11 protein-coding genes are annotated in these 13,749 nt (G+C 25.6%); 10 read left to right on the forward strand and 1 reads right to left on the reverse strand.

Translation table 11 applies throughout. The features are described 5' to 3' along the window. Positions 1–54 precede the first annotated feature (54 nt). The 9 genes from OW729_RS01480 (at position 55) to OW729_RS01520 (ending at position 9,374) form a co-directional block, all read left to right on the forward strand. Positions 55–1,017, forward strand: a complete 963-nt coding sequence (locus OW729_RS01480) for a hypothetical protein (protein WP_268059625.1) — start codon at positions 55–57, stop codon at positions 1,015–1,017. A gap of 11 nt (positions 1,018–1,028) precedes the next feature. Continuing rightward, entirely contained in the window at positions 1,029–2,327 is a 1,299-nt protein-coding gene (locus OW729_RS01485; protein WP_268059626.1) for a hypothetical protein, read from the forward strand. A gap of 1 nt (position 2,328) precedes the next feature. After that, complete coding sequence (locus tag OW729_RS01490) at positions 2,329–3,000, forward strand: ABC transporter ATP-binding protein (RefSeq protein ID WP_268059627.1); 672 nt, start codon at positions 2,329–2,331, stop codon at positions 2,998–3,000. 537 nt (positions 3,001–3,537) lie between these two features. Further along, complete coding sequence (locus OW729_RS01495; protein ID WP_268059628.1) at positions 3,538–4,242, forward strand: arginase; 705 nt, start codon at positions 3,538–3,540, stop codon at positions 4,240–4,242. Between the two features lie 279 nt (positions 4,243–4,521). Next, positions 4,522–4,803 (forward strand): hypothetical protein, encoded by a 282-nt coding sequence (locus OW729_RS01500; RefSeq protein ID WP_268059629.1) that lies wholly within the window; start codon positions 4,522–4,524, stop codon positions 4,801–4,803. Between the two features lie 186 nt (positions 4,804–4,989). Further along, positions 4,990–5,778, forward strand: coding sequence for an ABC transporter ATP-binding protein (locus tag OW729_RS01505; protein WP_268059630.1), 789 nt, complete (start codon positions 4,990–4,992; stop codon positions 5,776–5,778). Positions 5,779–5,780: 2 nt separating this feature from the next. Beyond that, positions 5,781–7,463, forward strand: coding sequence for an ABC transporter permease (locus OW729_RS01510; RefSeq protein WP_268059631.1), 1,683 nt, complete (start codon positions 5,781–5,783; stop codon positions 7,461–7,463). Between the two features lie 57 nt (positions 7,464–7,520). Beyond that, positions 7,521–8,369: an MBL fold metallo-hydrolase gene (locus OW729_RS01515; RefSeq protein WP_268059632.1), complete on the forward strand. Its 849-nt coding sequence runs from the start codon at positions 7,521–7,523 to the stop codon at positions 8,367–8,369. Between the two features lie 114 nt (positions 8,370–8,483). Beyond that, positions 8,484–9,374 carry a metallophosphoesterase gene (locus tag OW729_RS01520; protein WP_268059633.1) on the forward strand — a complete coding sequence of 297 codons (891 nt, stop codon included), beginning with the start codon at positions 8,484–8,486 and terminating at the stop codon, positions 9,372–9,374. A gap of 89 nt (positions 9,375–9,463) precedes the next feature. On the opposite strand, the gene OW729_RS01525 is transcribed toward OW729_RS01520, so the two are convergent. Continuing rightward, complete coding sequence (locus tag OW729_RS01525; protein ID WP_268059634.1) at positions 9,464–9,991, reverse strand: hypothetical protein; 528 nt, start codon at positions 9,989–9,991, stop codon at positions 9,464–9,466. 1,479 nt (positions 9,992–11,470) lie between these two features. Between OW729_RS01525 and OW729_RS01530 the strand changes: the two genes are divergently transcribed. Further along, entirely contained in the window at positions 11,471–13,726 is a 2,256-nt protein-coding gene (locus tag OW729_RS01530; protein ID WP_268059635.1) for a glycosyltransferase, read from the forward strand. Positions 13,727–13,749 lie beyond the last annotated feature (23 nt).

Genomic DNA, 13,749 nt, shown 5'->3' on the forward strand with positions numbered 1-13,749 from the left:
ACTATTTATTAATGATATTAATAAATAGTCTTGTATTTAGAAATGAGGTTATTTATGTATTATTTAAAGAAAAAGAATATTATATTTATTGTTTTTTTTATTTGTCTTAATTTATTTGCTTTTTCTTTTTTAGTATATACAGTTCATCAAAAACAACTTAGTGAATTATCAAATGGACTTTATACAAGAAATTATGTTGTATTCAATGATAATGAACCACAAAAATATATTGAGAATTTAAATAACAATAACGAATGCAGAGTATTTATTGAATACAATGATGTATTTAGATTTTTTGCTCAAAAAAATGAAAAATGGAAACCTCCTATGCAAAAAGGAAGTTTTTTCTCGGAGAATATAAAAGGAAGAAAAGCTGTAGTTGGAAAAGAAATGGTAAAACATATAAAGAAATATAATGGTAAAGATTATATTTCTTTTCAAGAAGAAGACTATGAAGTCATAGGAGTTATGGGAGCTTCTTTTGTAAGTCGAGCAGATTATCTTATTTTATTACAGGGTGAAAAAATTCCTACAACTGGTAGAATGAAAGTGATTGTAGATAGCAACGGTAAATCTACAATAAATAAAATGGTAAATGATATTACTAAAGAATATAAAAAAACATCTTATGTTCAAGGTATATCAAAAGGTTTATATAAAACAGCTAATACTACTTTTTTTTATAGGTTACTTAGCATAGATTCATTTTTATTAATAATTTGCAGTATATTTATATATCTACGCTACTGGTATGAAAAAGAAAAGGTTACGATGTATGTTATGTTTTTATTAGGGATTCCTCGGAAAACAATAATAGGTGAAAATATAAAAAAGATTAGTTTAAATGTATTAATTGCTAGTTTTATAGCAAATATCATATTTTTATTGAAAGATAATATTTCCTTTCATATCATAAAAGAAATTGTTTTTGTTGACATTTTTTTTCTTATTAGTTCTTGTATATTTGCATTAATATTTATGATTAAAGCACCTATTGATAATGTATTTGGAAAGTGAGGAGTTGTAAGATGAGATTTAAGGAACTTCTTTTATATTTAAAAAAATATAAAGTTATGGTAGCAATTACTTATTTACAAATAACTATATTTTTAATTCTTTTAGGAGCATTTCTCTCTTTTACTGATGCATTAAATTATGAAGAAGATGGTTTAAAAAAGGTATATGAAGGAAAGGCAATATATCAACTTATTGACGGTTATTATGATGAAGACGATTTTTCAAATTTTGCTGATCAGTCAGATGCATTAGTAAAGCTAAAAAATTTTTATAATAGTTTAGATAATGCTGATAACTTTCAATATCTTACAATGATGAATCAGTATGTTGGTATACAAAATAAGAATATACCTGAAACAATGATCGAGGGTCATGAAACAGGAAAAAACTTTCCCAAAGTAGAATTAGATGGTAAAAGCTATACGCCAGTTAAATCCCTTCAAATGAATCAACAAGCTTTTAAGTTTTTTAATTTAGATGTATCTAAGGGAAGAAAATGGGAAGAAGATGATTTTAAGTATAAAAAAGATGCTATACCTGTTTTACTAGGGGATTCTTATAAAAATGTATATAAAATAGGAGAAAAATTCACTATAAATTATTATTTTAAAGATATTAATGTAAAAGTAATTGGTTTTTTTAAGGAAAATAGTAAAGTGTTATATAATGGAGAACCAGAGTTTTACTTAGATAGATATATAGTATTACCATATCAGAATTACAATACTCCAGTATCTAAAAAAGATTGTGAGTTTCAAAAAATTACTTATTTTGCAATGGTTAATGGATATGTTGTAACAGACAATGATCCTGTTAAAATTCGAAATATGATGGAAGACGTAGAGGTTATATCTCAAATGAGTTCATTTAGTAAATATTCTTTTGTTGGATTTAATCCACATTTACAAAAATATAATGGATTAATGATGGTTATACAAGAAAACAGTAAATTAATAAGAATAATTTTTTTGGTTGCTTTTGGGTTGAATTTGTTTTTGGTAAGTTTAGTATTATTCCTACAGCAAAAACGACGACTTCCTTTTTATGCAATTCACTATATGCAAGGAGCTACAAAATTTAATTTGATAATACAACAATGGCTAGAAATAAGCAGCATAATGTTAATGTCATTTTTCACTTATATAGTTATACTAGATGAAGTATTAATGATAGGCTCCTATAAAATACATTTAATATTGTTTGTATTACTTTTTATAATTAGCATTATTTTATCTTTTATATCCTCATATCAATTAATACATAAACCACTTACAGATTATTTACTAATGGATGAAGAAAGGGTGAGATGATATGTTGATAGAGCTTTGTAAAATAACTAAAAAAGTTAAGAATGGTAGTAAGTATAAAAACATTTTAAAAAATTTAGATCTTAAAGTTTATCCAGGAGATTATATTGCTATTAAAGGTAGAAGTGGTTCGGGAAAATCCACTCTTTTAAACATTTTAGGGGGACTAATACCCTTTGAAGCAGGTGAAATGTTTTTTAAAGGAAAAAATATAACAAAGACTTCTTTAGATGAAAGGGCAAAATACCGCAGAGAATATATAGGATTTATAACTCAACAGTTTAATTTGTTAGATGACAGAAATGTATTTGAAAATATTGCACTTCCATTACAATATGCTAAATTTCCTGAGAAAGAGATAAAGAAGGAAGTAATAAATACTTTGAGTAAATTAGATATGAAAGAGTTTATAGACAAGCCTATTTCAAATTTATCTGGTGGAGAGAAACAACGTATAGCTATTGCCAGAGCAATTATTAAAAAACCTTCAATCATACTAGCAGATGAGCCAACAGGTTCCTTAGATGAAAAAACAGAAGAAAGTATCTTAAATATTTTTGATAATCTTCAAAAACAAGGAATAACAATTATAATGGTTACACATTCAAATGAATTAGCAAATCGCTGTAGATATATTTATCAATTGGAAGGAGGCTTTTTAAGAAAAAGTTTTTAATTGAGTAAATTTCATATTTCTTAATCATGGAATTTACTGATATTTTACAATTGCAAAAAGGAGATTCACCCCAAAATGTTGAATATATTAAGTACCAACAAAACAAATCAACAAAAGGAGTGAATCTCACTTATGTATATTTAACAACAATTTTTATTATCCTTTGATGAAATTATAAAATATCAACCTAAAACTAAATTAGAATTAATATTAGCTGAACTAGATTTTTCTAATATTGTAAAAGATTTATCCAAACATAACGCTAATTTGAAACAGAACATACAGAATGGTATGATGGTATATATAACATATAATTACATATTTATAATAATACATACAAACATTGTATTTATAATATATTTTAGAATTTAATTTATAAGTTAGCTCGCTTAATATCTATAAATAAACAAAAATCTAAGATTAAGTACGAAAATATGTTGTTTTTATTTTGTTAAAATGAATTATTGAGCAAGCCATATAAGTAAATAACAATCCAGTACTTGGAAAGTGCTAATAATTACTTAGGGAGATGATATTATGAGAAATATTCTTTTAAGTATTGATTGGGATTACTTTGTTAAAATAAAAAGAGAATGGTGTGGCTCTTATATTGAAAATGACACTAATCTAAAATATCGATGGTATAAAAGATATCTTGATGAAAAAAGAAAGGGAATAAATATTGAAAAGAAAGTGATACTAGGAGCTGGGGTAAATAGTTTTTGGAAAAAAATTTTTAAACATTTCAATATATCTAAAAAAACTCCTTTATACATTTCTGACTCTCACAAGTTTTCATATAATATAGGTGAAAAATATAATTGTAAAGAAGTATATTTATTTGATGCTCATTCTGATTTAGGATATGGTGGGCTAGAATCATTAAAATTTGAAGTTAATTGTGCTAATTGGCTAGGTAAATTATTTGTAGAGAATATTGTAAAAGATGCAAAAATAATATATAGCCCATATTCTTTTGAGGAATCTGAAGATTTTAAAGAAATAAATGAAACGTTTAATATAAATTATATAGATATGAGTGAGATAGGGATGGATATTAAGGTAAGCGCAATTCATATATGTAGATCTGGTGCATGGACTCCTCCATGGATGGACAAGCATTTTTATAAATTTATAAATGAGGCTAAACTACATTATAGAGAGATAGAGAAAATGGAAAGAAAATGGAACTTAAAAGAGTTAAATTTGTCTGACGCTATAATGTGTTTTATTAACTCGTAAATTTATAATCGAAGATTTAATAGTTATTAGAGATAATAATGTTTATTTATAGAAAAGATATATGAGATTCTAAATGTAGATTAATATTATAATTATTTTTATTAAGAATTAAAGTTATACCCAATATTTATTAAAAAATATATATGTTTACATTATGTGAGTGTTTTTTTATAATAATGATACAGGGGTATATTATTATAATTGGGGGCTAACTTATGATTAAATTAAATCAAAAATCATCTAGAATTTATATTTATTATAATAGGCAGGTGAAAAAGCATGGGCAATTCTTTAGTCTATGTAGCTATTATTTTAATTATCATTGGGATAATTATGTGTTTTAAGGGGGATAGTTCATTATTTAGTCCACCAAGTGGAGGGGGAAGTAGAATACCTCCTGATGCACAAGTAAGATTGAATGAAAGTGTTCAAAAGATAACAGGTAATAAAAATGACTATTCTGAGTATTACCACAATAACAATGTTATTCAAGGAAATAAAATAGGTATAGCTTGCTTAATAATAGGAGTATTATTATTTATAATAGTAGCTTTTCAGTAATAGAAACAAAGCACCTTTATTGTTTATATGCAGTAAAGGTGCTTTAATTTTAGCTTAATTAAACGAAATATATACTATGTATATATCAATATGGTACAATTGGGTATATATTGAAAAAAGGAGCAATTTAAATCTTATGTAAAAGATCTATGACTATGATCTATAGATTTTAATGGGGGGAAGTAAATGAGCACTTTAAATGATGTAGTAGTTTCTATAAGAAATTTAAAGATGAATTATGGGAGTAAAGAAGTATTAAAAGGAATAAATTTAGAAGTAAAAAAAGGAGAAATTATTGGTTATATAGGGCCTAATGGTGCTGGAAAAAGTACTACTGTAAAGATAATGCTTGGCTTAGTTAAGGGGTATGAAGGGGAAATAGAGATATTTGGAAACAAAATATCTTATGAGAATGTAGAATATAAGAATAAAATAGGATATGTTCCTGAAAACGGAGAGATATATGACAATTTAACAGCTTATGAATATATAACTTTTTTAGGTGAAGTATATGGTATGCAATTAGATGTAGTAAATAATAAAGCAAAAAAACTTATGAGTCTTTTTGGTATAGAGGAGGCATATCATTCTAGGATATCTTCTTATTCAAAAGGTATGAGACAAAAACTTCTAATAATTTCAAGTCTTATTCACAATCCTGATATTTTATTTTTAGACGAGCCTCTAAGTGGTCTTGATGCAAATAGTGTACTTGTCTTTAAAGAGGTTCTTTCAAAGCTAGCTTCTGAAGGAAAAACTATATTTTATTCATCTCATATAATGGAAGTGGTTGAGAAAATAAGTAGTAGAATAATACTATTAAACAATGGTCAAATTGCAGCTGATGGTACTTTTGAAGAACTAAAGAAAAAGAATATGGAAGGTTCTCTTGAGGAAATTTTTAATCAAATAACAGGGTTTACAAAACATGAAGAGATTGCAGATGAATTCATCTCCGTATTAAAAGAGGTATAACTATGGAAGATTTTTGGGTATTAAAACTTATTGATAAATTTAAATTTATATATGAAAAACTTGGCGTTAATTATGATTCCATGAGAACAATACTTAAATTAAAGCTCTTAATGGATAGTAGAAGGGTTCCGACAATGTATAAAAATAGTGAAAATAAAAATAATACTTTTAAAAAATCACTATTAATGTATGGATTAATGGGGATTTTTTTGATGGTATTTATTTTTATTCCATCTCCCATGATTGTAAAGATGAGTATAAATGTAGGTGCTATAATGTTTTTAATTATGACTACTATGGTTGCAGATTTTTCTTCTGTACTTTTAGATATACGTGATAAGAATATATTAAATACTAAACCATTAGATTCTAAAACTATAAATGCAGCTAAGACTACTCATATTTTGATTTATATTGCATCAATTACCGGGGCAATTGCAGGTCCAACATTAATAGGGGGACTTGTTAAATACAAATTGAAATTTTTTATAATCTTCTTTTTTGAAATTATATTAATTTCATTTTTTACAATCTTTTTTACAGCTATATTATATTATTTTATTCTAAAAGTTTTTGATGGAGAAAGGCTTAAAGATATAATAAATTATTTTCAAATAATTTTATCAATAGTACTTGCTTTGGGATATCAAATTATACCAAGAGTATTTGATTTTACTGATGCAAATTTTAATTTTACAATTAAATGGTGGAGTTATCTAGTACCACCAGTGTGGTTTGGAGCTCCATACAGTTTGATAATTGAACATAATAGTGGAAGAGAGTATATACTACTGAGTATAATGTGTGTGGCTATACCAATTATAATTTTTGGTATATACTACAAATTCATTGTGCCATATTTTGAAGAGAATTTGCAAAAACTTGATAGTAGTGTAGGAAAAAAAGGAGGTATTGAAGAAGGTAAAGGACTAAGACATAAAAGATATGCATCCATTTTTTGTAGAGATAGGGTAGAGAATATATTTTTCCGTTTTTCAAAAAATATGATATCAACAGAAAGAAAGTTAAAGCTAAAGTTGTATCCTGATTTAGCTTTTGCGGTGATTTTCCCATTTATAATTCTTATAAGTAGTTTTTCAAAATTTGAATCATTTTCTCAGGCTTTTAGTGAGTTTTCAAATGGAAATTCTTATTTTTCAATTTATTTATCTATACTTATGTTAGCTGCAAATGTAGTTCTTTTAAGTCAAAGTGAAAGGTATAAGGCATCATGGATATATATATTATTACCTATAGATAATCCAGGGAAAATTCAAAAAGGAGTTTTGAAAGGATTTATATTAAAATATATTTTGCCTATATTTTGGAGTGTTTGTATTGTTTTTATAATAGTATGTGGCTTAAGAATATTACCAGATACAATAGTAATGTTTTTGAGTATGCTTATTTTGATAGTTGTTATGCAAAGCTTTTATAAAAAGGAATTGCCTTTTTGTAAGGATTTTCAAAATAATGGGGGAGGCTCCATCACTACACTCATAGTTTCTTTTATAATTACAGGAATACTTTTCTTAATTCATAAATTAGTTAGGAACTCAATAAAATATAGTTTTGCCATTTATGTGTACATGGGAATTTTAGTGTTAATTAATATAATTTTATGGAAAAAAATCTTTAATATAAGTTGGAGTGAAGTAATGGAAGAGAATAAAGCTAATAGTTGAGTATATTGAATAACTAAGTTTGGTATAGTAAATATTAGCAAATATAAAGGAGACTTTATGAAAATAATTACACTTATAGAGAACACTAAGAATAAAAATCTTTCACAGGAGTTGATTAGTGAACAGGGATTATGCCTTTATATAGAAAAAGATAATAAATGTATACTTTTTGATACAGGTAGAAAAGGAAATTTTATTAACAATGCACAAAAGCTAGGAATTGACTTAAAAAAGGTTGATGTTGTAGTTATTTCTCATGGACATGGTGATCATGGCGGTGGACTTTTAGAGTTTTTCAAAATAAATAGTAAAGCTAAAGTATACATGAAAAGAAATGCTAAAAATAAATATTATTTTCGTTATCTTTTCCTTAATATAGATGTTTCAATTGATGAAAAGGTATTTGAAAAATATAGTAAGAGAATTAGATACATAGATAGTTTTACAGAAATAATGGATGAAATCTTTATTATTACAGATATATACAAGCAATATAAAGTTCCGAGAGGAAACAAATATTTATATATTAAAGAAGGAACTAAATTAGTTCCAGATAAGTTTCACCACGAGTTAATTATGATTATAAAAGAGGCTAAGGGTATATGTATATTTGCAGGATGTTCTCATAATGGTATTTCTAATATTATAGAAACATCAAAAAATGCTTTTCCTAATATGAATATAAAAGCTGTTATTGGAGGATTTCATCTAGTTACATTACCTATAATAAAGTCATTAAGTGCTTCACAATGGGAAATTAATGAAATTGCTAAAAAGATTATTAATACTAAAGTAGAAAAAGTTTATACAGGACACTGTACAGGGGAAAAAGCATACAAAAAATTAAAAAGCATTTTGGGTGATAAGATAGAGTATATTAGAACAGGTTCAGAAGTAAATATTTAAAGGTTAATCTAATTTGATTTTTAGTATCCAATAATCTATTTATTCATAGAATAAATAGTAGCACTTTAAATAAAAAGTAGTATATTATAGAGCAATTATATTAAGGGGTAATAAATGTTTACTTCTAAAAGGTTAAGTAAAGTATTTAATACATCGAAGGAGATAGCAATTGACGATTCGTCTAAGATAGCATTAATTAGTGATTGTCACAGAGGGGATAATACTTGGGCAGATGATTTCGCTCATAATCAAAATCTTTTATTTACTGCATTAAATTATTATTATAAGAATGGTTATATATACATTGAAATTGGAGATGGGGATGAACTTTGGGAAAACAGAAAGTTTACAGAGATAAGACAAACGCATAGTAATATTTTTGATTTAATGAGTAAATTTCATAAGGATAATAGACTTTATATGATCTGGGGTAATCATGATATTGTAAAAAGGAAAGAAAAATATGTTAAAAAAAATTTGTATTATTATTATGATACAAGAAAAAAACAATGGAAGTCTTTATTTGATAAAATCGAAGTTTATGAAGGATTAATTTTAAAATATTTAAATACAAAAAATAAAATTTTTGTTGTACATGGACATCAAGGAGATTTTATTAATGATCAGCTTTGGCCAATTAGCAGATTTTTAGTTAGATATATATGGAGGCCATTAACTTTGTATTTAGGAATTAAAGATCCAACAAGTGCTGCTAAAAATTACAAAAAGAAGAAAACTATAGAACGAAAGATTATAAGATGGGCAAAAGCAAGAAAACAAATGATTATTACGGGACATACCCATAGACCTATGTTCCCAAGTGTTAATGAGGTTCCATATTTCAATGATGGAAGCTGTGTCCATCCAAGGTGTATAACAGGAATTGAAATTAAAAATGGTCAAATAATGCTTATAAAATGGAGTGTTGAAACGAAGGATGATGGAACATTATATGTAAGTAGGGGAATAATATCGGGACCTAAAAAACTAGAGGCTTATTTTTAATAAAAGTTCTCAGTGTGATAATCATACTGAGAACTTTTTTAATAGAGTAAGTTTTTAATGAATTTTATAAAGATAGTTTTTAATGAATTTTATAAAGATAGTTTTCCGTAAGAGATTCCTCTTGTACTGCTTTCCGCAAGAGATGTCATTTGATGTACAATGTCTATATATTTTTGAGATACTTCAGGACATACAGTTAATATAGTATCTATTATGTAGTCAATGTTATCATCATTTATTAATTTTGCATTAATATCTTTATCACAAACCATATTTTCGCTATCTAAATTATTGTATATAGTGCTTACAATAGGTGATTGCATAACCGCATCACTTTCTAGACATTTTTCTGAAAAATACAATGTATTATCAATTATTACAAAGCTAGCATATGCATATTCTTTTTTACAGGTGTCACTATTTGATGAATGACAATTGTATTGTGTATGTTCTACATGTTTTAAATCAAGTCTATAGTTATCCTCTTTTCTTGTTAAAACAGAACGTACTTCTAAATCTAATAAACGTTTTTTCATATGTTTGGATAAACTTTCACCAAATTCTGAAATAAACTGCTTTATTGATATTGTCTTTTTGATTTTGTAATTCTTTTTCACTATAAATAATCTCCTTTATATTTTATTATATAGGCTATGTTTTAACGATTTGGTCATGACCTATAATATGGAAAGCAATTTAAAACATATCCTTACACTACTTATGAAAAGTTTTAGAATATATTATTTGGATTCATTTAAAATAGAGTAATTATAAAAATTTCTTTTAGATATTTTCAACTAAATGTTATAAAGATAAACCATATGAATGGAGTAAGTATATAAAAGTATATTAAGAAGATTTCTATGGTATAAAAAAACACCCTTAATAAGGGTAAATAGCACTTTTATATCTAAATCTTTGAATGTGGTACTGAGTTAAAAATAATAATCACATCAAAAAATGGCTATGTTTTAAAAATGTCGATTTAGTGTAATAATCAACTAATAATTTATCCATAGCACTACTAAAGAAATTTTAAATAAATATCCAAGATAAATAGTTATTTAAAACATAATATTAAAAATGTAAATATTTATTGTAATTTTAATAAAAATTTTTTGTAGAAAACTTATTATTATTTAAAAATTTTATTAGATTAATAATCATTCTATTAATAGTATACCACAATAATTAAAAATTAACAAAAATCTTCAGTAATAGGGTTATGTAAAAATTAACAATAGTGTAGATTTCCATATTTTTAAATAAAATCATGATAAAATAAACACTAAGTTAAACGAAAATCTGTTATATATTCTATATTTCTATTTTAAGGATAAAGAATAAAGATTTAGAAAAAAGATGTATGATGCAATGATAAAGGGGGGGATGACTATGTACAAAATTTTTTTGTAGAAGAAGAGGATGATTTGTGCAATTATAATAAAAGATAAGCTGGATTCATTACTCTAGGAATTTAAAGAAAAAAGAATTAAAAATAAAAGAATTTAATGAATTAAAGGTATAGAATGATAAAATTTTAGATAATCTTGAATAGATACTTAATAACATCCTTATAACTAAGGGTGTATTTTTATGTAAAAATTTTATATATATTTTTAAATTAAACTATTAAAGTGATTTAAGTGCATAAATGCATTAAAATTTTAGTAAAAAATTATACAATTTTTTATATTTATATAAAAAAACCCTTGCAAATTATTCTATTTCAATTTAAAATTAATTTGTCAATAAATGTTTAAAAATGATTTATATTCAATGAATATATGTAGATATATGTAATTAAATGCTTATAAAAGCAAATAAATGTATATATAAAGTACATTTATAAGTGAGTTTGCTGATTATTTATAAGTCAATATAAAAAACTAATGATATTAATTTATAAATAATAGTGTAAGTTATAGTACTACTTTTAGTTTTAAAAGTAATGATTTTATTGATCTTTATGTTTATATAATAGTATTAAAAAATGCTATTATTAATTTTTTGTATGGAGCACAGGTAAGGGGAGTTAGGGGTAACAAAATATTAAAGAATTATTTGTTTAATTTTACAAAAGAAGGTGATTTTTTTTGAATCTGAAAAGTACAAAAAATAAAATTTTAGTTATTGCAACTGTGATAGCATCCTTAATTTATTTAGGGTGGAGGATTTTTTTTACAATTCCTTTTGAGTATGGAAAAGTTGCAGTTATTTCAGGGATTTATCTTTTAGCTATAGAAGTTATAGGGATGTTTGAAGCAAGTATTCATTTTTATAATATGACTAATGTTCAATGTCCTAAGCCTCCTAAGATAGAAGATGAAAAATACCCCGAAATAGACGTATTTATAGCTACATATAATGAACCTACTGAATTATTGTATAAAACAATTAATGCTTGTTTAAATATGGACTATAAGGATAAGTCAAAAGTACATTTATATTTATGTGATGATGGTAATCGTCAAGAGATGAAAGACTTATGTGACAAAATGAATATAGGATATATAACAAGAACTGAAAGAAAACATGCAAAAGCAGGGAATTTGAACAATGCAATGGCACACACATCATCACCGCTTATCGTTACAATGGATGCCGATATGATTCCAACCCATGATTTCTTAACCTCATGCGTTCCTTATTTTTATATGGAAGATAAGGTTGGGTTTGTACAAACACCTCAAAGTTTCTACAATCCAGATTTATTTCAATTTAATCTTTACTCAGAAAGTAGAATTCCAAATGAACAGGATTATTTCTATAGGGATATTCAAGTAGGAAGAAACAAATCAAATTCTGTTATATATGGAGGTTCTAATACTATAATTTCAAGAAAAGCTTTAGAAGAAATAGGGGGCTTTTGTACTGGTGTTATAACAGAAGACTTTGCAACTGGTATATTAATTCAAAGTAAGGGATATAAGTGTTATGCTGTAAATGAGGTACATGCCTCAGGCTTGTCTCCATCTGACTTGAAAAGTTTAATTAAACAAAGGGAGAGGTGGGCAAGAGGATGTATTCAAACTGGAAGAAAGCAAAACATACTCTTTAAAAAAGGTCTTAGTATCTCTCAAAAACTTAACTATGTAGCTTCTATTTTATATTGGCTTTTCCCATTGAAAAGATTGATTTATATAATGGCACCTATTTTATTTAGTGTATTTAATGTTATTGTTGTAAAATGCACACTATTTGAAGTTATTTTATTATGGTTGCCAATGTATTTACTTACCAATATATGTATTAAAAAATTATCAGGAAATATCCGCAATAATAAATGGACAAACGTTTATGAAAATATTTTATTCCCATCATTATTTGTTCCAGTTCTTTTAGAAATATTTTGTATTTCAAAAAGGACATTTTCAGTTACACGTAAGGATAAGGTAGAAAACCATAAAAAATATCAAATTATGCATACATTACCTCATGTGGTTTTTGCAATATTGTCTGTAATTGGTATTGCAAATTGTATAAGATGGACTTTTAATACAGGGTCTATTGCAATGATAGTAGTTTTATTTTGGTTAGTAATAAATCTTTATAATATTATAATGTCTATTTTCTTTATGACAGGAAGAAAAAATTATAGACAATATGAACGTACTATGGCAAATGTCAGTTGCGAAATTAAGAATAACAATTGTGATATAAGTTGTTTAACTCATGATATTTCAGAAGAAGGATTTTCAGTTGTACTAGATTTTCCTAAGTATATTGATTATAAAACACCTAGTTTAGTAACTTTAAAAACAGAAAGATATACAAGCCATTTTAAAGCAAAGACAGTTCATGTTTCAAATATGAAAGATCATTGGAAGTACTCTTTCCAAATTGTTGAAATAGATGAAAAAGATAGACAACAGCTTTTACAGATAATTTATGATAGAGTACCATCTTTACCTCAAATACTAGATAAAGATGGAAGCATATTTGAAGATCTTAAGATGAACACATTTAAAAGAGCAGAAAAGGAAAAAATGTCTAATAGAAAGTTGGCTAGATTTAGTTTGCAAGAATCAGTTGAAGCTTTGGACTATGGATCAGTTATAATAAAAGATTTTAATTATGAGTATATGAGAATTGACACAGGTATTGATGAACCTAAAGATTTAGTTATACCATTAGAATCTGGCATTGTATTAAATTGTAGATTTGTTACAGCTTTTAGTAGTACAAGAGACAAGCTGTATAAAATTAAAGAATATAAATCTTTTTCAGAAGATAAAAATTTTGAAACTATCTTAAGAAGATGGATTGATAGTTCAAAAAAACTAATGGAACAACCTAAAGATAATAAAAATGTTATATCGAATGAATTAGATGAAATGTCTTATATATAGGTTGTATTTTAAGAATTTATTGA

Source organism: Clostridium brassicae (genome assembly GCF_026738875.1).
Taxonomy (GTDB): Bacteria; Bacillota; Clostridia; order Clostridiales; family Clostridiaceae; genus Clostridium_H; species Clostridium_H brassicae.